This is a genomic window from Pseudomonas kuykendallii (genome assembly GCF_900106975.1).
GTDB lineage: Bacteria > Pseudomonadota > Gammaproteobacteria > Pseudomonadales > Pseudomonadaceae > Pseudomonas_O > Pseudomonas_O kuykendallii.
In genome coordinates, this window is sequence record NZ_FNNU01000002.1 from 870,151 (window position 1) to 894,050 (window position 23,900).

Genomic DNA, 23,900 nt, shown 5'->3' on the forward strand with positions numbered 1-23,900 from the left:
TTCAGCAAGTGAGGAAACCCTGATGCATACAACAAGAAAAATCCTCGGTGCGCTTGCCCTCTCGCTGCTCGCCGGCAGCGTGATGGCGGCAGTCGCCCCCGACCAGATCGCCAAGCTCGGCACCAGCCTGACCCCGCTGGGCGGGGAGAAGGCCGGCAACGCCGACGGCAGCATTCCGGAGTGGACCGGCGGCCTGCCGACCAACGCCGCGCCGATCAGCAAGAACGGCTTCGTCGGCGATCCCTACGCCGGCGAGAAGGCGCTGTTCACCATCACCGCGCAGAACGCCGAGCAGTACAAGGACAAGCTCAGCGCCGGCCAGCTGGCGATGTTCAAGCGCTACCCGGAAACCTACAAGATGCTGGTCTACACCACCCACCGCAGCGCGGCCGTGCCGGACGCGATCTACGCCGCGGCCAAGCTCAGCGCGCAGAAGACCGGGCTGGTCGAGGGCGGCAACGGTCTGACCAACTTCACCGAAAGCCGCTACTACGCCTTCCCGATCCCGCAGAACGGCCTGGAAGCGATCTGGAACCACATCACCCGTTACCGCGGCGGCAACCTGCAGCGCACCATCGTCCAGGCCACGCCGCAGACCAACGGCAGCTTCACCCTCGTGCAGTTCGAGGACGAAGTGGCGATGCCGGACAACATGCCCGACCTCGATCCCGCCAAGGCCGCCAACGCGCTGCTGTTCTTCAAGCAGCGGGTGACCGCGCCGGCGCGCCTGGCCGGTAACGTGCTGCTGGTGCACGACTCCCTCGACCAGGTGAAGGAACCGCGCATGGCGTGGATCTACAACGCCGGCCAGCGCCGCGTGCGCCGCGCGCCACAGGTGTCCTACGACGGTCCCGGCACCGCCGCCGACGGCCTGCGCACCTCGGACAACTTCGACATGTTCAATGGCGCGCCGAACCGTTACGACTGGAAACTGATAGGCAAGCAGGAGATGTACATCCCCTACAACAACTACCGCCTGGCGTCGCCCGAGCTGAAGTACGCCGACATCCTCAAGGCCGGCCACATCAACCAGGACCTGGCGCGCTACGAGCTGCACCGCGTCTGGGTGGTGGAAGCCACGCTGAAGAGCGGCGAGCGCAACATCTACGCCAAGCGCCGCTTCTACCTCGACGAGGACTCCTGGCAGATCGCCGCCTCCGAGCTGTACGACGGTCGTGGCCAGCTGTGGCGCGTCGGCGAGGCGCAGATGTACCAGCAGTACGACAAGCAGGTGCCGGTGTACGCCTTCGAATCGCTCTACGACATCATCGCCGGCCGCTACCTGTCGATCGGCATGAACAACGAGGAGAAGAGCGCGATCCGCTACGGCACCAAGGCGTCGGCCAACGACTTCACCCCGGCCGCACTGCGCAACGCCGGCGTTCGCTGAGACGCGCTTCGCCGCGTGCCCGACCGGGCAACAACAGTCCTGCTGATAGGCGGCCATCACGGCCGCCTTTTTTACGACCGCGTATCGCACCGCCGACTGAGCAGGCACTACTATCGGGCAAGGTTCCACAATCACAACAAGAGAGCCGACGTCATGCTTACCCGCGCCATCAGGGACAGCCTGCCGGTCGCGCCGAAAGCGCCCGCATTGCCCCGTCTTCCGCCCCTGCATCTGCCGCGCACGCGGCTCACCCAGCCTTTGCTCGCCAGCGAATGCCGCCTGCGCCTGCTCTGCGCGCCCGCCGGGTTCGGCAAGAGCGTGCTGCTCAACGAGTGCGCGCGCCAGCTGCCGCGCGACGCCCGGCTGGTCTGGCTTGACCTCGCCGGCCGCGCGCTGAGCCCCGCCGCGCTGCTGGAGCGGTTGAGCACGGCGCTGGCCGACGAGGCGGCCGAGGGGCCGGTGCTGGAGGCGCTGCTCGACCTGTTGCAGCGGCAGGCGCAGCCGCTGTGGCTGGTCCTCGACGATTACCCGCGCGAAGACGCGGCGGAGCTGGATGCCTGCCTGGACCAGGTGTTCGAGCGCGGCCCGGCATCGCTCTGCTGGTGGATCAGCAGCCGCCGGCGGCCCGCCTGGAACCTGCCGAGGCTGCAACTGCAGGGCGACCTGCTGATGCTCGGCGCGCAGGCGCTGGCGCTGACTCGCGATGAGCTTCAATGCCTGCTCGACCTGCAGGCACCGACGCTCGGCGCGCAAAGCCTGGAGCGCTTGCACGACGTGAGCGAGGGCTGGCTAGCCGGCGTGCGTCTGCTGTTGCTCGACGCCGATGAGCAGGCACTGGAGCAGCGGCTGGTGAACGGCACGCCGCTGTTGCGCGACTACATCGTGCAGGACGTACTGGCCGACCTGAACGACGAGTTGCGCGAGGCCCTGTTCGCCCTGACCCTGCTGCCGCGCTTCTGCGCCGAACTCTGCGAGCACGTGCTCGATGGCGGAGCCGAGCGGCTTGCCACGTTGCGTCAGCGCCAGCTGTTCATCCGCGGGCTGGACAGCTGCGGCGACTGGTTCCGTCTGTGGCGACCGCTGGCGCTGGTGCTGCGCCGGCTGCCCAGCCCGCTGCCGCCCAACTCGGTGCACGTGCGCGCCTGCCAGTGGTTCGCCAGCCACGGCGACATTCGCGAAGCGGTGGAGCAGGCGCTGCTCGCCGGGCAGATGGAGGTCGCGGCCAATTACCTGCAGCGCTTCGGCCAGGAGCAACTGCTGATCGGGCAGAACGTCTCGCTGTTCCTGCAATGGCGCAACGAGCTGCCGCACACGCTGTTTTCCAGCACCAGCCGGTTGATCGCGCTGCAGGCCTGGGCGCTGATGATCTGCGCGCGGCTCGACGAGGTGGAGACGTGCCTGGCCGACCTGGCGCACTTCCTGCCGCAGCCCGACGCGCGCCGACAGCGCGAGCTGCTTGCCCACTGGCAAGCCATCAGCGGGGCGCTGGCGCGTCAGCGCGGCCAGCCGCAGGCGCGCCAATGGTGTCTCGAAGCGCTGGCCGAGCTGCCCGAGCGGGCCTGGTCGCAGCGCGTGCTGTGCTACCAGATCCTCAGCCAGCAGGCGCTGGCCGAGGGCCATCTGGACGAAGGCGAGCACTACGGCGACGAAGGCATCAAGCTGGCCCGGCTGCATGCCAGCGTGCTCTACGAGGGCCTGCTGACCGTCGACCGCGTGCATCTGCTGGAGATGCGCGGGGAAACCGATCGCGCGCTGGAGCTGCTGGAGCAGGCGCTCGATGCGCTGGGCGACACGCCGACCGGTCCGGTGCCGGCGCGGCTTTGGCTGCTGCGCGGCCATCTGCTGGCGATCCAGGGGCTCTCCAGGCAGGCGCGCGAGGCGTTTCAGGTGGGACTGGATGCGGCGCTGGGCAGCGGCGATGCCTACACCTTCTTCGGCTACCTCGGTCTTGCCGAGCTGGCCGCCTATACCGACCAGCATGCCGAAGCCTTTCGCTGGCTCGCCGAGGCCGAGCGCCTGATGCAATGGCGGCACGTGCCCGCGATCCGCTATCGCTGCGTGCTGCAACTGGGCTTCGGTGTGCTCTGGTTGCAGCAGGGCGAAGTGGGCAAGGCCCGCGCCGCGCTCGAACCGGTTCTCCAGCACTACCGGGACAACGGCCTGCTGGCGCCGCCTGGCGCCTACGACGTGGTGATCCGCGTGCGCCGCCAGCTGGCGCTGTGCGAACTGCTCGACGGATCGCCGCAGCGGGCGGTGGACGACCTGAGCGCGCTGCTCGAGGAATGCCTGCAGAACGACCTGCAGAACCTCGCCTGCGAATGCCGCTGCAGCCTGGCCGAGGCCCTGCTGGCGGCCGGGCAGGCGAACGCGGCGGAGGAGGAGCTGCGCCGCGCGCTCGGCATGGCGGCGCGTCAGCGCCTGGCGCGGCCGCTGTTGGCGTTGCAGCAGCGCCAGGCCCACTGGCTGGATCGCCTGCTGCCCGGCGCCAGCGCGCAGCCGTTGCACGAGCGCCTGCTCAACCCGCTGGAGCGCGAAGCGCAGGTACAGCCGGTGGCGGACGGGGCACTACTCAGCCAGCGCGAACTGACCGTGCTGAAACTGATCGCCCAGGGCTGTTCGAATCAGGACATCGCCCAGCAGCTTTACATCTCGCTGCATACGGTGAAGACCCATGCGCGGCGGATCAACGTCAAGCTGGGCGTGCGCCGCCGCACCCAGGCGGTGGCCACCGCCAAGGCGCTGGGTTTGATGGGGTAGCCCTCAGTGCAGGGCGGTGGTGCGGTTCATCTGCCGCAGGCGCTGGCTCACCGTCAGCCGCTGGGCCTCGTCGTCGCTGAGCAGCAGGGCGCGTTCGAGGTCGTAGCGCTCGCCCTGCGGGCAGTCGATCAGGCGGTAGAGGTCCGCGCGCGCCAGGTGATCGGCCACGTTCGGCGGCCCGAGCAGCAGGACCCGTTCGGCATCCTTCAACGCCGCCAGCGGATCGTCGGCCTGCTGGTGCAATTGCCGCAGGTTGCGCGACAGCCGCCGCAACAGCCCGTGGCCGTCGCAGGTGGCCAGGTGCGCGGCGCTCAGTTCGACCGTATTGCCGAAATGACGCACCAGCAGGTCGCGGCAGTCACGGGTATACAGGCGACGCCCGCCGCAGGGGTCGAGCAGGTGATCGGCGCCGGGCACGCGGAGCAGGAAGTAGCCGGGGAAGTTGACGCCCTGCAGGGGAATCTCCAGACGCCGCGCCAGTTCCAGGGCGATCAGCGCCAGCGACAGCGACTGACCGCGGCGACGCTGCAGCACCTTGTGCAGCAGCGCGGCCTGCGGGCGCAGCGGCGAATCGTCGTCTTCGTGGAAGTCCAGCGCGCTCAGCTGGCGCAGCAGCGGTTGCGCCAGCTCCCTGGCTGGCAATTGCGGCAGTGCCACGGCCACGCGTTGCTCGAGGCTCGCCAGCTCGCGCAGCACCTGCGCGGGTTGCACGTCGGCGTCATGTTCGGCGGCAACCCAGAGCGCCGCCTCGAAAACGGCGGGGGGGGCCGATTCCAGACAGGCTAGGCAGGCTTGACGCGGATTCATGGCGACCCTCCAGGCTGGCTCGCTCTAGTTATTTAGCTGGCCGACGAACCTTCGTCCAGCAGGAGCGGCCCGGCGGTGGAGGCGGGGCGAAAACGGGAGGGGCGGGGTGCGGTCGGGCGAGGCCACCTGCGATGACCGGCGTGCCGGCGCTCGCAGGATTCCTGGTTCAGTTGCGGGCTTGGCTGGCCGAGGATGTCGAATGCGCGCCTTGCGCCATGGAGGCGAGCAGCGCCGGGGAAGCCTCGCCATTCTCGATGGCCAGGCCGAGCTGCACGCTCATGATGAAACGCTCGAGCTTCTCGCGATTGCGCCACTGATCGGCACTGATGAAGCGCTTGACGGTCACGCCGTCGTCATTGGACAGCGTCAGCAGCACGCTGCCATCAAGCCGCTCAATGCTGAAGTTCACGTAATAGTCAGCCTGGAAGACGTCGGAAATCATCTGAAAGGGGCTTTCCATCTCGGTACCTGCCTGGGTGGCTTAATTCACACAGGTAGATGGACGAGGCGGTGCCGATAAAGTTCGCGGCGCATCTACGGAAGGCGGCGCGTTTCGCTGGTTTTCCGGCGAAACCGATGGACGGTCGGGCGATGCACCAGAAAGACCACGGAAATCAAGGCTTTGCCCTTTTCTGGTGAGATTTCGAGCAAGCCTTCCGAGGCGCGCCGGCAGTGCGGTGCAGGCGCTGCCGGTGAGCCGCGCCGCTACTGCCCGGCGCCGTCGAGGACGATTTCGCTCAGGGCGTCCGCCTGATTCTTGAAGGCGCGGGCGAACACCTCGCGATTCTTCGCCATGAAAATGCCGACTTCCTCGACCTGCTGTTCGCTCAGCGAAGGCACGGCCTTCTGCAGCACCTCGCCGAGGGATTCGGCCAGCTCGAGCATCTTGTCGTAACGATCCGCCTCGGCTTTATCCATGAACAAACGCTCCTGATCGCGACTGCTGCGATACACCACTTCGACGGCCATTCCCCACCTCGATTGCCTTCAGCTTGGGTTGATGTTACTGGATTTATATACAGTGTACGGTGCCGCCGCCGCCGAGGAAAGTCTGTCGGCGATTTCCTGCTTTGGTACTGCCGCGGCGAAATCGTCACGGCCATCGCGTAGCATCTTCGATGCCGCTGGTGCCGTTCCTGCATGCGCCGTGCACAGGATAATCCCGCGAGCCAGCCAAGGAGCGTCAACGTGAAACTGAATTGGGCCGAGTCCCTGCGTCATTCCCTGCATGAACTGGCCGAGTCGCTGGGCAACCTGCTGGTGGAGAGCTTCCATTACCTGGCGCTGTTCGCCATTGGCGCGGTGACCGCCTGGGCGGCGGTGATGGCGTTCTGCGACATGGTGGAGAAGGGGCACACCAGCGTCGACGACATCCTCCTGCTGTTCATCTACCTGGAACTGGGCGCCATGGTGGGGATTTACTTCAAGACCAACCATATGCCGGTGCGCTTCCTGATCTACGTGGCGATCACCGCGTTGACCCGCCTGCTGATCTCGGACGTTTCCCACCACAACCGGCCGGACCTCAGCGTGATCTACGTGTCGGCTGCGATCCTGCTGCTGGCCGTGGCGATTCTGGTGGTGCGTTATGCCTCGTCGCGCTTCCCTTCGGTGCAGCACGACGGGCCGGGCAAGCCGGGGCCGCGTCCGGCGGCGGAACGCGAGGCTTCCGAACGCGATTGAAACGCTTCGCGCGTCGGTTCAGGCGCTTTGCGGCGGGGTGTCTGGCGAGGCATTCGGGGATCGAAGGACCGCGTCCCTGTCCGGAATGTGCACTGTTGCTCAACCGGTCGTCGGTGGTTTTCAAGAGTTGGCCGTGGACTTGCTAGGTCACCAGGGACACTCATGTTCCGCAGGTGTACGCCCATGCTCAATCCTTTCCAGTTCGTCAGCGAATCCTTCAAGGACGAGTTCCATGTGCGCTTCAGCATCGAACGCATGGACGGCAGCATCACCATGTCGCTGACCAACGAGAGCGGCGTGGTCGCCCGTCGTGCGCTGAGCAGCGAACAGCTGGGCGACCTGTCCAAGCTGGAGCAGACGGTGCAGAGCATTCGTTTCGGCCTGGCCATCGACAATGGCCAGGGCATTCGCTGCCTCAATCAGATCAGCGCCAAGGCCGCCAACGAGCCGTTGCCCAACGGTTAGATCCGTCACGGGCCGCTGGCTGCCTCAGGCATCCAGCGGCGCCAGCAGCCGGTCCACTTCTTCCTCGGTCATCTCCCATTCGCTCTGCGATCCGCCCTCCAGCACGCCGCGGGCCAGGCCGGCCTTGGCCTGCTGCAGCTGCTGGATCTTCTCCTCGACGCTGCCGCGGGCGATCAGCTTGTAGACGAACACCGGCTTGTCCTGGCCGATGCGGTAGGCGCGATCGCTGGCCTGCGCCTCGGCGGCCGGGTTCCACCAGGGGTCGAAATGGATCACGGTGTCGGCGGCGGTGAGATTGAGCCCGGCGCCGCCGGCCTTGAGGCTGATCAGGAAGATCGGCAGGGTGCCGGCCTGGAACTGCTGCACCGGCGTGCGCCGGTCGCGCGTCGCGCCGGTGAGCAGCGCATAGGGAATCTTGCGGCGCTGCAATTCGGCCTCGATCAGCCCGAGCATGCCGGTGAACTGGGAGAACAGCAGCACCCGCCGGTTTTCGCTGAAGAGCGCCTCGAGCATTTCCAGCAGGGTTGCCAGCTTGGCCGAGTGCTCGGGTTTGTAGGGCGTCTTCTCGCCCTCCAGCAGGCGCAGGTCGCAGCAGGCCTGGCGCAGGCGCAGCAGCGCCTCGAGGATGATGATCTGGCTGCGCGCCAGGCCCTGGCGCCCGATCTCCTCGCGGACCTTGCGATCCATCGCCAGGCGCAGCGTCTCGTAGCGGTCGCGCTGCGCATCGCTGAGCTCGACCCACTGGATCACCTCGGTCTTCGGCGGCAGCTCGCGCGCCACCTGCTCCTTGGTGCGGCGCAGCAGGAACGGGCGCACGCGGGCGTTCAACTGGGCCAGGCGGGCGGCGTCGGCGTGTTTCTCGATCGGCGCGCGGTAGGCCTGGTTGAAACTCTTCTCGGTGCCCAGCCAGCCGGGCATGAGGAAGTCGAACAGCGCCCAGAGTTCGCCCAGGTGGTTCTCCAGCGGCGTGCCGGTCAGGCACAGGCGCTGCCCGGCGTTGAGTTCGCGCACCGCCTGGGCCGCCTTGCTGCGGGCATTCTTGACGTTCTGCGCCTCGTCGAGGATCAGCAGGTGGAAGGGTTGCGCGGCCAGCACCTTGGTGTCGCGCGGCAGCAGTGCGTAGGTGGTGAGCAGCAGGTCGTACTGGTCGAGCTTGGCGAAATGCGCGCGCCGACGTGGACCATGCAGCGCCAGCACGCGCAGATCCGGGGCAAAACGCGCGGCTTCGTCCTGCCAGTTGGGGATCAGGCTGGTGGGCATGACGATCAGCGCCGGGCGGGTCAGGCGTCCGGCGCGTTTTTCCGCCAGCACGTGGGCGAGGGTCTGCAGGGTCTTGCCCAGGCCCATGTCGTCGGCCAGCACGCCGCCGGCCTCCAGTTCGCCCAGCGCCTGCATCCAGGCCAGGCCCTGCGCCTGATACGGGCGCAATTGTGCGTTGAGTCCCGCGGGCGCGGCGGCCGGCTGCTGCGGCAACTCGCGCAGGCGTTCGGCGAAGCGCCGCAGGCGTTCGCCGCCCTGCCATTCCAGCGCGAGGCTGGCCTCCATGCCGGCCAGCCGTGCGGCGTCCGGCTTGGCCAGGCGCAGGCGATCCTGTTCCAGCGGCGGATCGCGGAAGAACAGGTCGCCGAGCGCGCCGAGCAGCGGTTTCAGGCGCGCGAAAGGCAGCGCGACGCGGCGCCCGTCGCCGGGCAGCGGCACCATCAGCATCTCGTCGTCACGGCGCTTGTGCAGCGTGTCGGCGCTGAGCAGCCAGGGCGTATGGCGGATCGCATGGAGCAGTACCGGCAGCAGGCTGACGCGGCGGCCCTCGACTTCGACGCCCATCTCCAGATCGAACCAGTTCTGCTCCGGGGTTTCTTCCAGGCGCGAATACCAGGCGTCGATTTCGGCCAGGTGGAAGAGGAACTCGGGGCGGATCAGGATGCGCCAGCCCCGCTCGCGCAGGCGCGGCAGGCCTTCGCGGACGAAGCTCAGCCAGGCGGCGTCGGAGGGCAGCTCGAAGGCCTCGCCGGCCTTTTCCGGCAGCGCTTCGCTGACCCGTAGGGCGACGCTGAAACCATACTGGCCGAGTTCGCGGCGCAGCGCCGCTTCGGCGTCCAACTGGCGGCGGATGCGCAGTTGCCGGTGGTCGGCGAGCGGCACCACCAGGTCGCGGTTCTGCCGTCCGTGCGCCAGGTGCCCGGCGTATTCGAAGGCGAGGGCGGCGCGGTGCTGGGTCTGTTCGGTCATGCGCCCCTTGCGCGCGTCGAAATGCACGCGCACGTGGCTGTTCAGGCTGAGCAGCGGCTGCGGTTGCAGGTCCTCGCGAAGGATCTCCTCCGCCGCATTCACGCTGGGCAGCGCGTCGTGGCGATCGAGCTGGCGCTGCAGGGTCAGCAGGGCGGCGGCAGCGTGCTTGCAGTTGCGTCCGACCGGGCAGGTGCAACTGCATTGCAGGGTCCAGCCGTCGCCCTGCGCGCGCAGGTGCACGGTCTGCCGGTAAGGCAGGTCGGCGCTGCCGGAGCAGAGCGCGCGCAGCTTCAGTTCGTCCACTTCCAGCAGCGTCGCGCGGTCCTGTTCGGCGTAAGCCCGGGCACGCTCCAGGCAGGCAGGCTCGAATGCGGCCTGCCAGTCGTCAGGCAGGCCCCGGCGGAGGTCCGGGCGCGTGGGCACGGCGGAAGGGGGCGATGAGGGTTTCAACATGCTCGGTCGCTGCGAGTCGTGAACCGTCAATTCTCGCACGCGCCGCCGCGCTTGGGCACCCGTTGGCAGGCGTTCGTCGGAGGTGCAAGCGTGTGCGGGACGGCGCGCGAGCCCGGCGCAAGCGCGCTACAGCGGGCGGTTCAGTGCCTGCCGGTACTGGCCCGGCGTGCCGCCGAATTCGGCGCGGAAGCGGTTGCTGAAGTGGCTGGCGCTGGCGAAGCCGCAGGCCAGGGCGATGTCACCGAGCGCCAGAGGGCTGTCGCGCAGCAGCTCGCGGGCACGTTGCAGACGCCGGGCCAGCAGGTAGCGGTGCGGCGGCAGGCCGAAGCTCTCGCGGAACATCCGCGCGAAGTGATACTCGGACAGCGCCGCGATGCCGGCCAACTGGCCAAGGCTGATGGCGTCGTCCAGGTGCGCTTCGATGTAGTCGACCAGACGCCGCCGCAGCCGCGGCGCCAGCCCGCCCTTCAGGCGCAGCTCGGGCCGACGACCGACCTGGGTCAGCAGCGCGTGTTCGAGCATGGCGTGGGCGAGGCTGCTGGTCAGCAGGCGCTCACCCGGCTCGCTCCAGTCCAGCCGGCTCAGCTGGCGGAAGCGCCGGGCCTGCTGCGGATCGTCGAGGAAGGTCGCTTCGTTGAGCTGCAGTTCGCGCGGTTCGCGGTCGAGCAGGGTCACCGCGCTCTGCGCGAAGCGTTCCGGGCTGACGTAGAGGTGAGCCAGGCGGATGTCGCCGTTGATCACCCAGGCCGATTCATGCCCGGCGGGGAGGACGCACAGCTTGTCCGGCGCGCCCTTGGCATGCGGGCGCTCGCGGCGGAAGGTACCGGTGCCGCCGTCCAGGTAGCAGGACAGCGTGTGCCAGGCCGTACCGGTGTAGTCGCGGGCGTCGTGGTGGTTGCTCCACAACGCCGCGGCCAGCCCGTCGCCCAGTTCCGCGCTGTGTTCCAGGCGGGCATGGGGAGAGCTGGCAAGGGATTGGAAGACCTGATTCTGTTCGAGCTGCGACATGCGGATACCTCAATGTCGCCATCCTACGGCGCCGACGGCGGCCTGCGCAGCCACCGTCGGCGAAAAAGCGCAAGAATCTGCAATTCAGTGCAGCAGCTTCTCGATGGTGGCGATCAGGGCGTCGTAGGCCACGGCTTGCCCAGGTCGATGGACGTGTGCGGGCCGCGGCGTGCCTGCGGGTCGGTCAGGCGCAGGTAGCCGTCGTTCATCGACAGGTCCTTGCCCGGAGGAATCACATAGACGGGGTGTTTCTCGATCGGCACCGGTTCGGTCACCTGCTGATGCTGTTGTCGTTTCGCGGAACGGACATGGAGTCGCCTGGCACTGGGGTCATAGAACTCTATGGACAAGCCTTGCCGGAACCTAACGCTGCGCGGGGTGGATGGACGATGAAACGGGGGCTTGCGGCGCGTCCGTGTGCGGCCATGAAGTACCGCATGTCGATCACCTCCAACGGCTTCCGTTGCCGAGCGATCACGGCCGTCAAAAGCGCAAGTTCCTGCAAGCGGCCAGGCCCGACGCGCGGCAGACTCTGCGTCGCCGCATCGCTTGCCCTTTCGCTTCGGGAGTCACCATGAACCTCGCCTTGTACCTGCTCACCGTGCTGATCTGGGGGACTACCTGGATCGCCATCAAGCTGCAGATGGGCGACGTCGCCATCGCCGCTTCCATCGCCTATCGCTTCGCCCTGGCCGCGCTGGTGCTGTTCGCCTACCTGCTGCTGCGCGGCAGCCTGCAACGGCTCGATCGTCGCGCGCAGCTGCTCTGCGTGGCCCAAGGGCTGTGCCTGTTCTGCGTCAACTTCCTGTGCTTCTACAGCGCCAGCCAGTGGATACCCAGTGGCTTGATCGCGGTGGTGTTCAGCACCGCCACCCTGTGGAACGCGCTGAACGCGCGGGTATTCTTCGGCCAGCGCATCGCGGCGAACGTGCTGGCCGGCGGCGCGCTGGGGCTGTTCGGCCTGGCGCTGCTGTTCTGGCCGGAGCTGGGCGGCCATTCCGCCAGCCGTGAAACTCTGATTGGCCTCGGCCTGGCGCTGCTCGGGACCCTGTGTTTCTCCGCCGGCAACTTGCTCTCCAGCCTGCAGCAGAAGGCCGGCCTGCGCCCGCTGAGCAGCAACGCCTGGGGCATGCTCTACGGCACGCTGGCGCTGCTCGCGGTGTGCCTGGTCAGCGGCACGCCGCTGAGCTTCGACTGGAGCACGCGCTACGTCGGCTCGCTGCTGTACCTGGCGATTCCCGGCTCGGTGATCGGCTTCACCGCCTACCTGACCCTGGTCGGCCGCATGGGGCCGGAACGCGCCGCCTATTGCACCGTGCTGTTCCCGGTGGTGGCGCTGAACATCTCGGCGTTCGTCGAGGGCTACCAGTGGACGCTGCCGGCCCTGTGCGGCCTGGTGCTGGTGATGGCCGGCAACCTGCTGGTGTTCCGCAAGGCGCGTCCGGTCCCGGCGGTGGCGCCGACGCCGGCCTGAAACCGCGGCTTCAGCTGTGCGACAGCCGCGGGCCGAAGAGGATGATCGCGGCGCCCAGCAGGCACACCGCGCCGCCGAGGTAGTCGCTGGGTAGCGGGCGGGTACGCTCGACGAACGCGAGCCAGAACAGTGCCGAGCAGACGTAAACGCCCCCGTAGGCGGCGTAGGCGCGACCGGCGAACTCGGCCTCGACGCGGGTGAGGATCAGCGCGAAGGCCGTCAGCGCCAGCAGGCCGGGGGCGATCCACAGCGCGCTGCGGTCCATCCGCAACCACAGCCAGAAGGCGTAGCAGCCGGCGATCTCGAACAGCGCGGCGGCGAAGAACCAGAGGTAGTTGAGCACGGCGAGGCCTTGTCATCGAAGGGAGCGCCGATTCTACAGGCGCGGCGGATCAGCCGCTCTACAGCGCCACGTTCAGGCCGAAGCGCCGGCGCAGGCCCTTTTCCAGCAGCCCCTTGGGCAACCAGCGCGCCAGCAGCGGCAGCGCCTGGCTGCCGTTGCCCAGGCGCAACAGGCGCGGGCGTTGCGGGCGGCGCACGGCGTCGAACAACTGCTGGGCGAAGTCGCTGGCCGGCGTCGGGTTGTCCTGCGAGGCGTTGGCGCGGGCGCGGATGCCGTCGCGGATCGGCCACCAGGGCGAATCCTCGCCGATCAGCGATTCGGCCTCGCGGCTGGCGTTGGTGCCGAAGCTCGAGGCGATCGCGCCGGGCTGCACTTCCATCACCTCGATGGCGAACGGCGCCAGCTCCATGCGCAAGGCATCGGACAGCGCGTGCACCGCCGCCTTGGAGGCGCAGTAGGCGCCGGCGAAGGGGGTCACCAGAACGCTGGAAACGCTGCCGATGTTGACCACCAGGCCACGGCTCTCGCGCAGCAGCGGGAAGCAGGCCCGGGTCACGCCGACCACCGCGAACACGTTGGTTTCGAATTGCCGGCGCAGGGCTTCGGCGCCGCCGTCCAGCAGCGGGCCCATCGCGCCGTAGCCGGCGTTGTTGATCAGCACGTCGAGGCGCCCGGCGTTTTTCAGCAGGCGTTCGGCGAGGCGGTGGACGGCGCTGGCATCGTTGACGTCGAGCTGCACGGCATTGAAGCCGGCGCTTTCCAGGGAAGCCAGGTCCTCGGATTTGCGGGCGCTGGCCCAGACCTGGTAGCCGCCGCGCTTGAAGGTGTCGGCCAGCGCGCGGCCGATGCCGCTGGAGCATCCTGTGATCAGGACGACGGGTTGGCTCATGTGGCAGTTCCTTCTTCTTGTAGTTGTCATGCGCAAGCCCGGCCTTGGTCGAATTGCCAGGCGACCAAGGTGCGGCAAGCGCTGCGACATCGTACAACAAGAAGCGTGGCGGGCGGCTACCGCGACGCGTTCGGCGGCTCGATCAGTCCTGCGGTTCGTCGCGCAGGAACACCAGGCTGTCCGCACTCGACTGGTCGGCGCTGAAGCGGTAGCCGGCATAGTCGAAGCCCTGCAGCTGGCGCGGGTCCTTCAGGCGCTCCTTGATCACGTAGCGCGCCATCAGCCCGCGGGCCTTCTTCGCGTAGAAGCTGATGATCTTGTACTGGCCGTTCTTCAGGTCCTTGAACTCGGTGTCGATGATGCGGCCGGCGAACGCCTTGCGTTTGACCGAGGAGAAGTACTCCTTCGACGCCAGGTTGAGCAGGACGTCGTCGCCCTGCGCGGCCAGGGCTTCATTGAGCCAGCCGGTGATACGTTCGCCCCAGAAGGCGTACAGATCGGCGCCGCGCGGGTTCGCCAGCTTGGTGCCCATTTCCAGGCGATACGGCTGCATCAGGTCGAGCGGGCGCAACAGCCCATAGAGGCCGGACAGCATGCGCAGGTGCTGCTGGGCGAAGGCGAAATCCTTCTCGGTGAAATCCTCGGCGGCAAGGCCGGTGTAGACATCGCCCTTGAACGCCAGCAGCGCCTGCTTGGCGTTGGCAGGGGTGAAGTCCGCGTTCCAGCTGCCGTAACGCGCGGCGTTGAGGCCGGCGAGCTTGTCCGAGAGGTGCATCAGCTCGCCGATCTGCGCCGGGCTCATGGCGCGCAGCTGCTCGACCAGTACCCGGGCGTCGTCCAGGTGCTGCGGAAGGCTGTGTGTGGCGGTGGTCGGCGGGGTCTCGTAGTCCAGCGTCTTGGCCGGTGAAATCACCATCAGCATGCGTCGTTGTCTCCTTGGGGTCGGCGCCGATTCTAGGCGTTACCCGGGTGCGGCTCCAGCCACGCGGGCGATCAGTTGGGGCGATAGCGCGCAGGGAAGGCGAGAAAAGCGCCGGAGCGCATCAAGGACGGGCGTTTCGTGGGAAATGCGGGGAACCGCAGGGGCGATTTTTGCGGCAGGTTCCGATGGGGCGGACTTCCGACTTTAACGGCGGCCGGAAGCCTCGCCAAGGTCATTTCGTCGCTGTGACAAAAAAGGCCGTCCGGCAGGAAAAAAGACTTCTTATCGTCATCGAAACTGCTGTATGAACGTTTTCAGACAGCCGATTCCTGCAGACAGGTGGCGTCCCCAGCCCGCACCTTGCATGCAGTCCCCCGCGTCCGTGACGCAGGGAGTCGGCGGTCCTTCGCGGCGGAGCGCTGTTCCGGCATTCCGTCGCCTGGCCTCTCGAAAAGGTGACCGAGTATGGATGACCACGGACGCTCAAGCTCTACCCAGCCAATCCTCTACGTCCTCGATACCAACGTCCTGATCCACGATCCAAACGCCCTGCTCAATTTCCAGGAACACCACGTCGCCATCCCGATGACCGTGCTGGAGGAACTCGACAGCCTTAAAACCGGTAAACACAGCGTCGCCGCGGAATGCCGCCAGGCGATCCGCCTGATCGACAAGGTGCTGGGAGATGCCACTCCGGAAGAGGTGGAGAAGGGCGTACCGATCCAGCGCGGCAAGAGCGGGCCCAAGGGCACGCTGTCCATCCTCATGAGCAAGCGCGCGGAGCCGATCACCTGGCTGCCCGAGCACCTCAACGACAACAAGATCATCAACCAGCTAGTGGAACTGCGCAGCCGCTTCCCCGGCGAGCTGGTGGTGCTGGTGACCAAGGACATCAACATGCGCCTGAAGGCGCGTGCCTGCGGGATCGATGCCGAGGAATACCACTCCGACCAGCTGATCGACGACGTCGACATGCTCTCGCGCGGCTACCACAGCATGACCGGCTCGTTCTGGGACCGCGTGGCCAAGGTCGACACCCGCCAGGACCATGGTCGCACCTGGCACCGCGTGCAGCTCACCGACAACCTGCCGGCGGTGCACGTCAACGAGTTCATCCTCGACGAGCAGGGTTTCGTCGGCTGGGTGAAGGGCATTCGCGAGAGCGAGCTGCTGATCCTCGACATGCACCAGGAACCGCTGCTGCACCAGGAAGCCTGGGGCCTGCGCCCGCGTGACATCCACCAGGCGCTGGCGCTGTTCGCGCTGCTCGACCCGGACATCCACCTGGTCAACCTGACCGGCGCCGCCGGCTCCGGCAAGACCATCCTCGCGCTGGCCGCGGCCATCGAGCAGACCATGGTGACCAAGCGCTACCGGCGCATCATCGCCACCCGCAGCGTGCAGGGCCTCGACGAGGACATCGGCTTCCTGCCGGGCACCGAAGCCGAGAAGATGGAGCCCTGGCTCGGCGCCATCACCGACAACCTCGAAGCCCTGCACATGGACGACGAGAACACCCACGGCAGCGTCGACTACATCCTGCAAAAGGTCCCGCTGCAGTTCAAATCGCTCAACTACATCCGCGGGCGCAGCTTCCAGCAGAGCCTGATCCTCATCGACGAGTGCCAGAACCTCACCCCGCACCAGATGAAAACCATCATCACCCGCGCCGGCGCAGGCTCGAAGGTGATCTGCCTGGGCAACCTGGCGCAGATCGACACCCCATACCTGTCCGCCACCAGTTCGGGCCTCACCTACCTCACGGAGCGTTTCAAGGATTTCCCCCACGGCGTGCACATCACCCTGCAGGGCGTGCCGCGCTCGATCCTCGCGGAGTACGCCGAAGCGCACATGTAAGCCACACCCCGCGCACCGCCATCCCGGCGGTGCCTTCAGCCCGTCGCTGCGTGCCGCCTGCGGCACGCAGCGACGCACCTTCGTTGTAAACTGCCGGCTTTCAACGGCGGACGACTCCCATGCTGACCCACCTCGATTCCCAAGGCCGCGCCAACATGGTCGACGTCACCGAAAAGGCGGTGACCTCGCGCGAAGCCACCGCCGAAGCGCGGGTGCGCATGCTCCCCGCCACCCTGGCGATGATCCAGCAAGGCGGCCACCCCAAGGGCGACGTATTCGCCGTCGCGCGCATCGCCGGCATCCAGGCGGCGAAGAAGACCTCCGAGCTGATCCCGTTGTGCCACCCGTTGATGCTCACCAGCGTCAAGGTCGAGCTGAGCGCCGAGGGCGACGACAGCGTGCGCATCGTCGCCCGCTGCAGGCTGGCCGGGCAGACCGGTGTGGAAATGGAGGCGCTCACCGCCGCCAGCGTCGCCGCGCTGACGATCTACGACATGTGCAAGGCGGTGGACCGCGGCATGCTCATCGAGGGCATCCGCCTGCTGGAGAAACTTGGCGGCAAGAGCGGCCACTTCGTCGCCGGGGAGGCCTGATGATCCGCGTGCAGTACTTCGCCCGCTACCGCGAAAGCCTCGGCCTGGACAGCGAACAGCTGCCCTGGGACACGCGCTTCGCCTGCCTCGACGACCTGCGTCAGGTGTTGCTGGCGCGCGGTGGCGCCTGGGACGTGCTCGCCGAGCGCAACCTGATGTGCGCGCGCAACGACGAGCTGTGCAGCCTCGCCGAGCCGCTGCAGGACGGCGATCAGGTCGCCTTTTTCCCCACCGTCACCGGAGGCTGAGATGGCGATTCGCGTGCAGGCGGCAGCTTTCGATCCCGGCGCCGAACTCAACGCGCTGCATGCGGCGAATGTCGGTATCGGCGCGGTGGTCGGCTTCGTAGGCTACGTGCGCGATTTCAATGACGGCCGTGAGGTGGCGGGGATGTTCCTCGAGCACGCGCCCGGCATGACCGAGAAGGCCCTGGCGAAGATCGTCGCCGAGGCCGAGCGGCGCTGGCCGCTGCTGCGCGTCGACGTGCTGCACCGGGTCGGCGCGCTGCAACCGGGCGAGCCGATCGTCTTCGTCGGCACCGCCAGCGCCCACCGCCAGGCCGCGTTCGCCGCCTGCGATTTCGTCATGGACTACCTGAAGACCCGCGCGCCGTTCTGGAAGAAGGAAGACACCACCGAGGGCCCGCGCTGGGTGGAAGGGCGCGCCAGCGACGAGGATGCCGCCGCGCGCTGGGAGAGCCAGTGTCGGCCGGGTTGCGGTTGATCCGTTCGGGTCCCCTGCACGGCTTGCCCCGACCCCGAGATGCGGCCGGCTGCTTCAGTTGAGGCCGATGTAGATGCCCAGGGCGATCGGCGCGAGCATCGACAGGCCGCCGGCGCCGGTCATCCAGACGCCCCATTCCTTCTCGCGGAAGGTGAAGCCGATGCCGAGCAGCAGGAATCCTGCGACCAGAAGGGAAATCATGAGGTGGAAGTTGTCCATGACGAAGCCTCCCGCCAAGCGTTGGCGTACTTTCAGCGTAGCCCTCGCCTGATTACCCATGATGATCCGCGTCAGCGTCGCAGGGCGGGAAGCAACGCCAGCAGGCCTTTCGGCAGCGCCTGGCGCAGGTTTTCCGTCAGGGTCTCGCGGCGTTTCTGATAGGCGACGCCGATGCCGATCAAACCGATGCCGATCAGCGTCAGCACGATCGGGAACAGCAGGGAGTCGGCGAACACCCGGTACGACAGGTAGCCCAGGTAGGCCGCCACGCCGAGCGCGCCGAAGACCATGAACAGCGGCCGGCGCAGGGCCACCGCGATGCCCATCAGGGACAGGTTGATCAGGCAGTAGAAGGCCTTGCCCAGCTCGCTGCCGCTGTCCATCAGGGTCAGTCCGCCCCAGAACGCCAGCAGGCCGGCGAAGTAGCCCCAGAAGGCGAAGTCGCGCCGGGTTCGCCCGTCCACCAGCAGGCTGGCGAGAATCAGCGCCAGGCCGAACCAGAGCGACACCCAGCGCCGCTGTTCCCAGCTGAAGTCCGTGCCGTAGAGCAGGTCGGTCAGGTCCATCGACATGAACCACAGCGCCGCCGCCAGCGGCATGACGATGAACGGAAAGGGCAGCAGGCGCAGCATCAGCAGCCCGGCCAGCACGGTCGCCACCTCCATGCCGAGCCAGCCGCCGCGCACGTAGACGTAGTAGTCGTGGTAATCGCCGAGCCCGTCGTCCTCCGGCCACCAGCCGAGCAGGCGCTGCAGGGCGAACACCGCCAGCGGCGTCAGGCTCACCGCCACCGCGCCGAGCAGCCCGCCCGGAATCTGCAGGCCGCGGCGCCAGAGGCCCAGACCGCAGAGGGTGAACAGCGCCATGTAGGCGATGGCGATCAGCAGCAGGGCGATCTCGCCGATGCGCATCCACGCCTCGGTGAGCAGCCAGCCGAGCGCGCCGATGATCAGCACGGCGCCGAAGTAGTAGGCGACGTGGGCGAGCTGGAAGCTCGGCTGGTCCGGTTGCTGGCGGCGCAGGAAGGCCAGCAGCGCATGCTCCTGGCCGGGCTGGAGGATGCCGGCCTGCACGGCGCGGGTGAGGTCGGCAGCTTCGAAGCGCTCGGTCATGGCGTCGTTCCCTGGAGGCGATGAGCGAGTCTGGCGGAGCGCGCTTCGCTTTGCCAGACGGGCATGAGCGGCGCTGGAACGAAAAACCGAGCCCTGGGGCTCCGTTTTCGTCGGCGATCAGTGCTTGCGCGGCACCGGCTTGAGCAACTCGTCCGGCGGCATTTCGCAGGTGATCTTGCGGCCCATCAGTTCTTCGATCGGCGGCAGGGCGAAGGCGTCGTCCTCGCCGGCGAAGCTGATCGAGGTGCCACTGGCGCCGGCGCGGCCGGTACGGCCGATGCGGTGCACGTAGTCGTCCGGGTCTTCCGGCAGGGTGAAGTTGATCACGTGGCTGATGGCATCGACGTGAATGCCGCGGCCGGCGACGTCGGTGGCGACCATCACGCGGATCTTGCCTTCGCGGAAGTCTTCCAGGGTACGGATGCGCTTGTGCTGCGGCACGTCGCCGGACATCTGCGCGGCGCTGATACCGTCACGGGTCAGGCGCTCCTCGATGCGCCGCACTTCGTCCTTGCGGTTGGCGAAGACCATCACCCGCACCCAGTCGTTCTGCGTGATGAGGTTGTACAGCAGCTTGTACTTGTCGCTTCCAGCGACCGCGTAGACGTGCTGCTCGACGTTGTCGCTGGCGACGGTTTCCGGTTCGATCTCGACGATCGCCGGCTCCGTGGTCCACTGCTTGGCGAGGTTCATCACGTCTTCGGTGAAGGTGGCGGAGAACAGCAGGGTCTGGCGTTCGCCCTTCATCGGCGTCTGCCGGATGATCTGCCGCACCTGTGGGATGAAGCCCATGTCGAGCATGCGGTCGGCTTCGTCGAGCACCATCACCTCGACCATGTCCAGATGCACTTCGCCACGCTGGTTGAAGTCCAGCAGGCGCCCCGGCGTCGCCACCAAGATGTCGCAGTAGCGGGCCTCGAGTTGCTTGAGCTGCTTGTCGAAGTCCATGCCGCCGACGAAGGTCATCACGTTGAGACCGCTGTACTTGGTCAGCGCCGCCGCGTCCTTGGCGATCTGCACCACCAGTTCGCGGGTCGGCGCGATGATCAGCGCGCGCGGTTCGCCCATGTAGCGTTCCCTGGGCGGCGGGGTCTGCAGCAGCTGGGTGATGATCGAGATGAGGAAGGCGGCGGTCTTGCCGGTACCGGTCTGGGCGCGGCCGATGGCGTCCTGGCCCTTGAGAGTGAAGCCCAGTACCTGCGCCTGGATCGGCGTGCAGTAGGGAAAACCGAGGTCGTGGATGGCGTGCATCAGGCGCGGATCGAGCTTGAAGTCGTGGAAGCGGGTCTTGCCTTCGGCCGGCTCGACCTGAAAGTCGGCGAGGGTCCAGTTGTCCACCACCGGGGCCTTGGCGCTGCGCTCGCGGCGCGCACGGGCGGGTTTGCGCTCGGAAGGCTTCTCGGCCTCTGTGGCGGGGCGGGGCGGCGTGCTTTCACGCTCGGCAGCGGGTTGGTTCTGGAAGGACGGCAGGCCACGATCGGCGCTGGAAGGGGAGGCGGTTGGGCTGGATACGCCGCCAGTGACGGACTCTTCGGCTTTGCCGAACATTTTCTTGAGTGCTTTGAGCACGGTGATCTCGTCAGTTTGGTTATGGAATGAACGCCTGGCAGTGTAAAGCAAGAAGCCCACAGGGCGAAGCGCCGCGGAGGGCGGGCGCCGGGAGCGGATGCGGCGGCCGCGGGCTCAGCCGCAGAGGCGGTTGCGGCCTTGCTGCTTGGCTTGGTAGAGCGCGGCGTCGGCGCGGGAGATGAGGCTTTTCAGGGGGTCGCCGGCTTCCATCTGGCCGAGCCCGATGGACACGGTGACGCCGGGCAGAACGCCGACCGGGGAATAGAAGGTGTTGATCTGTTCGAGGCTCTGCCGCAGGCGCTCGCCGATCCCGCGGGCTTCGTCGCGGCTCATCTCGGGGAGCAGGATGACGAACTCCTCGCCGCCGAAACGCACCATGCTGTCCTTGGGTCGCAACTGGTTGCGCAGGGTGTGGGACACTAGGCAGAGGGCGTAGTCGCCCGCCAGGTGGCCGAACTTGTCGTTGTAGGCCTTGAAGTGATCGACATCGAGCATGAGCATGCAGAGGTCCTGATCGTTGAAGGCACAGCGCGTGCTTTCGCGCTCGTAGACATGTTCAAGCCAGCGCCGGTTGAACAGCCCGGTGAGGGTGTCGACGTTGGCGTTCTGCTCGGTGTCGAGAATGATGCTGTTGCCGCGACGGACCCTGCCGCAGAGCGTTTCCAGCAGTTTCTCCATGGCTTGCGGCGAGTGGGAAATCAGCCCGAACAGCGCCTGGCGCGGCAGGCGCAGCAGCCGGCACCTGCACTCGGCGACGATATAGGCGGAGGGCGGCTGGCGGTCGATCACGCTTATTTCGCCGGCGCATTCGCCGGGAAGCAGGCTGATCACCGACTGGTTGTCCAGCGAACCGAGGTAGAGCTTCAGCTGACCCTCGAGGATCAGATAAAGGTGGGCGTTGGGGTTGAACGGCGAGAGCAGGATTTCGCCGGTATCCAGTTCGCAGAGTTCGAATTCGCCGCTTACCGACTGCAGCACCTCGTCGCTGACGTTCTCCAGCAGTTCCAGTTGGCGCAGCGTTGGCAGGTCGGGCTGCCACGGCATCGTTTTCATGCCGGGCATCTGGTCGGGTGGTTGGCGAGGGCGGGCGCTGCGGGCATTGCAAGCTTCCTGTCGTTTGGCGAGCATCGGGAAATGGACAGTATTCCTGGGGCAAAGTGCCAGTAACGAATCTGAATATAGCCGGCCGGCTCGGGAGCGCCGAGCCGGCCTGTGCCCCGCCCGTTGCGACTGCTCAGTGAAAGCCCGCGACGCTCACTTCAGACGTTCCTCCAGCCAGGTGGCGATGTCCATGATTTCTTCGGGCACCACCGCGTGGGCCATCGGGTAGTCCTTCCACTGCACCGAAATGCCACGCGCGGCGAGGAAGTCGTGGGCGGCGCGGCCCAGGGCAGGCGGCACCACATCGTCGTGACGTCCGTGCAGGCAGAGCACCGGCAGGTTCTGCTGCGTCTCGGTGAACTCCAGTGCGTCGCTGAAGGTGGGCGCGTAGGTCGACAGTGCCAGCACGCCCCCCAGCGGACCGGCCCAGCGCAGGAAAGCCGTGTGCTGCACCACGGCGCCGCCCTGGGAGAAACCGGCGAGGAAGATGCGCCGCGGGTCGATGCCGTCATCGCGCTGTGCCTCGATCAGGTCGATCACGCGTTGCGCCGAGCGCTCCATCTGGTCGCGATCGATGGCCCGCGATTCGCCGCTTATGGCGAGGATGTCGTACCAGCTGGGCATCGCGTAGCCGTTGTTGATGGTCACCGGCTGAGTCGGCGCCTGTGGTAGCACGAAACGCAGGGTGTTCATGCGCTGCTGTAGTGCAAGCGCGACCGGCTCGAAGTCGTAGCGGTCCGCGCCCAGTCCATGCAACCAGATTACGCACGCGTCGGCCTGATGTGTGGGGTTAAGAATCAATGCTTCGCTCATGTATGCTCCAATTTGGTGCTGTGGCACGTTTTTAGTGCCCTGGTCGTTGCGGGCGCAGGCTATTCAGGAAAGAAGATGTCGCACCGCTGGAAGTTTTGGTATTGACCCAATTTTATCGAGCTTTTCCAATGGGTTGGTACGCGCTTTGCTAGTCAGATCGCAGCGACTGTAACGGTAACAACTGTACCGCAACGTCGTCGCCAACCCACGTAGAACAGGTTTCCCGTCATGCCGCGTGCCGCAAGGCGCTACGCTTGGCTCGTTACGTCTCCCGCCCGCTTTGATCAGCAGGCAACGCCTGGATGAGCGCCGGCAGGATCGCCCGCCGCATCGTCCGGGCCCAGGTCCGCAACCGGCCGTCCTGCTCGTCAGGGCAGTAAGCCCCACAAGGGTGCGGTGAGCGACCGAGACTCCGACACAACAAAGGCAATTGGAGGTTTTGATGAAGATGGTGAAATCCACTCTCGCTGTGCTGACCACGGCAGCGGTACTCGGTGTTAGCAGCTTCGCGCAAGCCGGCGCTACCCTCGATGCGGTACAGAAGAAAGGCTTCGTCCAGTGCGGTATCAGCGACGGTCTGCCGGGCTTCTCCTATGCCGACGCCAAAGGCCAGTACAAAGGGATCGACGTGGATGTCTGCCGCGCGGTCGCCGCTGCCGTTTTCGGTGACGCGAGCAAGGTCAAGTTCAGCCCGCTGACCGCCAAGGAGCGCTTCACCGCGCTGCAGTCCGGGGAAGTCGACGTACTCTCGCGCAACACCACCTGGACCAGTTCGCGCGATGCCGCGATGGGCCTGAACTTCACCGGCGTGACCTACTACGACGGCCAGGGCTTCCTGGTGAACAAGAAGCTCGGCGTTTCCAGTGCCAAGGAACTCGACGGTGCTACCGTCTGCATCCATGCCGGTACCACCACCGAGCTGAACCTGTCGGACTACTTCCGCGCCAACAACCTGAAATACACCCCCATCACCTACGACACCTCGGACGAGAGCGCCAAGTCGGTCGAGTCCGGCCGTTGCGACGTGCTGACCTCCGACCAGTCGCAGCTGTACGCACAGCGCATCAAGCTGGCCGCGCCGGACGACTATGTCGTTCTGCCGGAAGTTATCTCCAAGGAGCCGCTCGGCCCGTCCGTTCGTCAGGGTGACGAGGAATGGTTCGATATCGTTCGCTGGACCCTCTTCGCGATGGTCAACGCCGAGGAACTGGGCATCACTTCGAAGAACGTCGAAGAGACCGCCAAGTCCACCAAGAACCCCGACATCGCCCGCCTGCTGGGCACCGAAGGCGAGTTCGGCAAGGACCTGAAACTGCCGAAGGACTGGGTCGTCAAGATCGTCAAGGAAGTCGGCAACTACGGTGAAGTCTTCGATCGCAACGTCGGTGCCGGCAGCGAGCTGAAGATCGAGCGTGGCCTCAACGCCCTGTGGAACAAAGGTGGTCTGCAATACGCACCGCCGGTGCGCTGACCGTCGCCCCAGCCCGCCTCGT

General features: G+C 66.8%; 24 protein-coding genes. 10 read left to right on the forward strand and 14 right to left on the reverse strand.

The window, feature by feature from the left end; genetic code table 11:
* Nucleotides 1-22: 22 nt before the first annotated feature.
* Nucleotides 23-1,390, forward strand: coding sequence for a DUF1329 domain-containing protein (locus BLV15_RS09225; RefSeq protein WP_090226938.1), 1,368 nt, complete (start codon nt 23-25; stop codon nt 1,388-1,390).
* Between the two features lie 153 nt (nt 1,391-1,543).
* Nucleotides 1,544-4,147 (forward strand): LuxR C-terminal-related transcriptional regulator, encoded by a 2,604-nt coding sequence (locus tag BLV15_RS09230; protein WP_090226941.1) that lies wholly within the window; start codon nt 1,544-1,546, stop codon nt 4,145-4,147.
* A 3-nt stretch (nt 4,148-4,150) separates the two neighbouring features.
* Here the strand turns inward: BLV15_RS09230 and BLV15_RS09235 are convergent, their stop codons facing one another.
* From BLV15_RS09235 to BLV15_RS09245, 3 genes are all read right to left on the reverse strand, one after another.
* On the reverse strand, nt 4,151-4,954 hold the full coding sequence (locus BLV15_RS09235) for a SirB1 family protein (RefSeq protein WP_090226943.1): 804 nt from the start codon (nt 4,952-4,954) through the stop codon (nt 4,151-4,153).
* A gap of 166 nt (nt 4,955-5,120) precedes the next feature.
* Nucleotides 5,121-5,414: a DUF3509 domain-containing protein gene (locus tag BLV15_RS09240; protein WP_090226946.1), complete on the reverse strand. Its 294-nt coding sequence runs from the start codon at nt 5,412-5,414 to the stop codon at nt 5,121-5,123.
* A gap of 245 nt (nt 5,415-5,659) precedes the next feature.
* A complete protein-coding gene (locus BLV15_RS09245) occupies nt 5,660-5,923 on the reverse strand; it encodes a YebG family protein (protein WP_090226949.1) in 264 nt (87 codons plus the stop codon).
* A gap of 219 nt (nt 5,924-6,142) precedes the next feature.
* Here BLV15_RS09245 and BLV15_RS09250 point away from each other — a divergent pair, with 219 nt between their 5' ends.
* Nucleotides 6,143-6,637, forward strand: coding sequence for a phosphate-starvation-inducible protein PsiE (locus tag BLV15_RS09250; protein WP_090226951.1), 495 nt, complete (start codon nt 6,143-6,145; stop codon nt 6,635-6,637).
* Between the two features lie 183 nt (nt 6,638-6,820).
* A complete protein-coding gene (locus BLV15_RS09255) occupies nt 6,821-7,102 on the forward strand; it encodes a DUF3509 domain-containing protein (RefSeq protein WP_175534323.1) in 282 nt (93 codons plus the stop codon).
* 24 nt (nt 7,103-7,126) lie between these two features.
* On the opposite strand, the gene BLV15_RS09260 is transcribed toward BLV15_RS09255, so the two are convergent.
* From BLV15_RS09260 to BLV15_RS22090, 3 genes are all read right to left on the reverse strand, one after another.
* A complete protein-coding gene (locus tag BLV15_RS09260; RefSeq protein WP_090226956.1) occupies nt 7,127-9,784 on the reverse strand; it encodes a DEAD/DEAH box helicase in 2,658 nt (885 codons plus the stop codon).
* Between the two features lie 126 nt (nt 9,785-9,910).
* Nucleotides 9,911-10,792, reverse strand: a complete 882-nt coding sequence (locus tag BLV15_RS09265; RefSeq protein ID WP_090226958.1) for a helix-turn-helix domain-containing protein — start codon at nt 10,790-10,792, stop codon at nt 9,911-9,913.
* Between the two features lie 113 nt (nt 10,793-10,905).
* Complete coding sequence (locus BLV15_RS22090; RefSeq protein ID WP_175534324.1) at nt 10,906-11,067, reverse strand: hypothetical protein; 162 nt, start codon at nt 11,065-11,067, stop codon at nt 10,906-10,908.
* Between the two features lie 299 nt (nt 11,068-11,366).
* Here BLV15_RS22090 and BLV15_RS09270 point away from each other — a divergent pair, with 299 nt between their 5' ends.
* On the forward strand, nt 11,367-12,266 hold the full coding sequence (locus BLV15_RS09270) for a DMT family transporter (RefSeq protein ID WP_090226961.1): 900 nt from the start codon (nt 11,367-11,369) through the stop codon (nt 12,264-12,266).
* A 10-nt stretch (nt 12,267-12,276) separates the two neighbouring features.
* Here the strand turns inward: BLV15_RS09270 and BLV15_RS09275 are convergent, their stop codons facing one another.
* The 3 genes from BLV15_RS09275 to yaaA all read right to left on the reverse strand — a co-directional run bounded on the left by BLV15_RS09275 (nt 12,277) and on the right by yaaA (nt 14,420).
* A complete protein-coding gene (locus tag BLV15_RS09275; protein ID WP_090226964.1) occupies nt 12,277-12,609 on the reverse strand; it encodes a YnfA family protein in 333 nt (110 codons plus the stop codon).
* A gap of 58 nt (nt 12,610-12,667) precedes the next feature.
* Entirely contained in the window at nt 12,668-13,498 is an 831-nt protein-coding gene (locus BLV15_RS09280; RefSeq protein WP_090226965.1) for an SDR family oxidoreductase, read from the reverse strand.
* A gap of 142 nt (nt 13,499-13,640) precedes the next feature.
* Nucleotides 13,641-14,420, reverse strand: coding sequence for a peroxide stress protein YaaA (yaaA, locus tag BLV15_RS09285; RefSeq protein ID WP_090226968.1), 780 nt, complete (start codon nt 14,418-14,420; stop codon nt 13,641-13,643).
* A 465-nt stretch (nt 14,421-14,885) separates the two neighbouring features.
* On the opposite strand from yaaA, the gene BLV15_RS09290 reads away from it, so the two are divergent.
* The 4 genes from BLV15_RS09290 (at nt 14,886) to moaE (ending at nt 17,593) form a co-directional block, all read left to right on the forward strand.
* Entirely contained in the window at nt 14,886-16,277 is a 1,392-nt protein-coding gene (locus tag BLV15_RS09290) for a PhoH family protein (RefSeq protein WP_090226971.1), read from the forward strand.
* A 119-nt stretch (nt 16,278-16,396) separates the two neighbouring features.
* Complete coding sequence (moaC, locus tag BLV15_RS09295) at nt 16,397-16,870, forward strand: cyclic pyranopterin monophosphate synthase MoaC (protein ID WP_090226974.1); 474 nt, start codon at nt 16,397-16,399, stop codon at nt 16,868-16,870.
* The gene (locus BLV15_RS09300) at nt 16,870-17,118 is read left to right on the forward strand and encodes a MoaD/ThiS family protein (RefSeq protein WP_090226976.1); all 249 of its coding nucleotides are present in this window, start codon (nt 16,870-16,872) and stop codon (nt 17,116-17,118) included. Before moaC ends, BLV15_RS09300 begins: the two co-directional genes overlap by 1 nt.
* 1 nt (nt 17,119) lies before the next feature.
* Nucleotides 17,120-17,593: a molybdopterin synthase catalytic subunit MoaE gene (gene moaE, locus BLV15_RS09305; RefSeq protein WP_090226979.1), complete on the forward strand. Its 474-nt coding sequence runs from the start codon at nt 17,120-17,122 to the stop codon at nt 17,591-17,593.
* Between the two features lie 54 nt (nt 17,594-17,647).
* Here the strand turns inward: moaE and BLV15_RS22095 are convergent, their stop codons facing one another.
* From BLV15_RS22095 to BLV15_RS09325, 5 genes are all read right to left on the reverse strand, one after another.
* Nucleotides 17,648-17,812 (reverse strand): hypothetical protein, encoded by a 165-nt coding sequence (locus BLV15_RS22095; RefSeq protein ID WP_175534325.1) that lies wholly within the window; start codon nt 17,810-17,812, stop codon nt 17,648-17,650.
* Between the two features lie 71 nt (nt 17,813-17,883).
* A complete protein-coding gene (locus BLV15_RS09310; protein WP_090226982.1) occupies nt 17,884-18,924 on the reverse strand; it encodes a DUF2157 domain-containing protein in 1,041 nt (346 codons plus the stop codon).
* Nucleotides 18,925-19,041: 117 nt separating this feature from the next.
* Nucleotides 19,042-20,493, reverse strand: coding sequence for an ATP-dependent RNA helicase RhlB (gene rhlB, locus BLV15_RS09315; RefSeq protein ID WP_090226984.1), 1,452 nt, complete (start codon nt 20,491-20,493; stop codon nt 19,042-19,044).
* Between the two features lie 114 nt (nt 20,494-20,607).
* Nucleotides 20,608-21,546 carry a GGDEF domain-containing protein gene (locus tag BLV15_RS09320; RefSeq protein ID WP_090226987.1) on the reverse strand — a complete coding sequence of 313 codons (939 nt, stop codon included), beginning with the start codon at nt 21,544-21,546 and terminating at the stop codon, nt 20,608-20,610.
* A gap of 201 nt (nt 21,547-21,747) precedes the next feature.
* Entirely contained in the window at nt 21,748-22,407 is a 660-nt protein-coding gene (locus BLV15_RS09325) for an alpha/beta hydrolase (protein WP_090226988.1), read from the reverse strand.
* A 442-nt stretch (nt 22,408-22,849) separates the two neighbouring features.
* Between BLV15_RS09325 and BLV15_RS09330 the strand changes: the two genes are divergently transcribed.
* The gene (locus tag BLV15_RS09330) at nt 22,850-23,878 is read left to right on the forward strand and encodes an amino acid ABC transporter substrate-binding protein (protein WP_090226991.1); all 1,029 of its coding nucleotides are present in this window, start codon (nt 22,850-22,852) and stop codon (nt 23,876-23,878) included.
* The last annotated feature ends 22 nt before the right edge of the window (nt 23,879-23,900 follow it).

Coding starts and splice junctions, on each gene's coding strand:
- BLV15_RS09260 (WP_090226956.1), bottom strand. CDS start 9,784: ATGTTGAAACCCTCATCGCCCCCTTCCGCCGTGCCCACGCGCCCGGAC.
- BLV15_RS09240 (WP_090226946.1), bottom strand. CDS start 5,414: ATGGAAAGCCCCTTTCAGATGATTTCCGACGTCTTCCAGGCTGACTAT.
- BLV15_RS09245 (WP_090226949.1), bottom strand. CDS start 5,923: ATGGCCGTCGAAGTGGTGTATCGCAGCAGTCGCGATCAGGAGCGTTTG.
- BLV15_RS09230 (WP_090226941.1), top strand. CDS start 1,544: ATGCTTACCCGCGCCATCAGGGACAGCCTGCCGGTCGCGCCGAAAGCG.
- BLV15_RS09325 (WP_090226988.1), bottom strand. CDS start 22,407: ATGAGCGAAGCATTGATTCTTAACCCCACACATCAGGCCGACGCGTGC.
- BLV15_RS09290 (WP_090226971.1), top strand. CDS start 14,886: ATGGATGACCACGGACGCTCAAGCTCTACCCAGCCAATCCTCTACGTC.
- BLV15_RS09300 (WP_090226976.1), top strand. CDS start 16,870: ATGATCCGCGTGCAGTACTTCGCCCGCTACCGCGAAAGCCTCGGCCTG.
- BLV15_RS09225 (WP_090226938.1), top strand. CDS start 23: ATGCATACAACAAGAAAAATCCTCGGTGCGCTTGCCCTCTCGCTGCTC.
- moaE (WP_090226979.1), top strand. CDS start 17,120: ATGGCGATTCGCGTGCAGGCGGCAGCTTTCGATCCCGGCGCCGAACTC.
- BLV15_RS09280 (WP_090226965.1), bottom strand. CDS start 13,498: ATGAGCCAACCCGTCGTCCTGATCACAGGATGCTCCAGCGGCATCGGC.
- moaC (WP_090226974.1), top strand. CDS start 16,397: ATGCTGACCCACCTCGATTCCCAAGGCCGCGCCAACATGGTCGACGTC.
- BLV15_RS09265 (WP_090226958.1), bottom strand. CDS start 10,792: ATGTCGCAGCTCGAACAGAATCAGGTCTTCCAATCCCTTGCCAGCTCT.
- BLV15_RS22095 (WP_175534325.1), bottom strand. CDS start 17,812: ATGGACAACTTCCACCTCATGATTTCCCTTCTGGTCGCAGGATTCCTG.
- BLV15_RS09270 (WP_090226961.1), top strand. CDS start 11,367: ATGAACCTCGCCTTGTACCTGCTCACCGTGCTGATCTGGGGGACTACC.
- BLV15_RS09310 (WP_090226982.1), bottom strand. CDS start 18,924: ATGACCGAGCGCTTCGAAGCTGCCGACCTCACCCGCGCCGTGCAGGCC.
- BLV15_RS09320 (WP_090226987.1), bottom strand. CDS start 21,546: ATGAAAACGATGCCGTGGCAGCCCGACCTGCCAACGCTGCGCCAACTG.
- BLV15_RS09235 (WP_090226943.1), bottom strand. CDS start 4,954: ATGAATCCGCGTCAAGCCTGCCTAGCCTGTCTGGAATCGGCCCCCCCC.
- BLV15_RS09255 (WP_175534323.1), top strand. CDS start 6,821: ATGCTCAATCCTTTCCAGTTCGTCAGCGAATCCTTCAAGGACGAGTTC.
- yaaA (WP_090226968.1), bottom strand. CDS start 14,420: ATGCTGATGGTGATTTCACCGGCCAAGACGCTGGACTACGAGACCCCG.
- BLV15_RS09330 (WP_090226991.1), top strand. CDS start 22,850: ATGAAGATGGTGAAATCCACTCTCGCTGTGCTGACCACGGCAGCGGTA.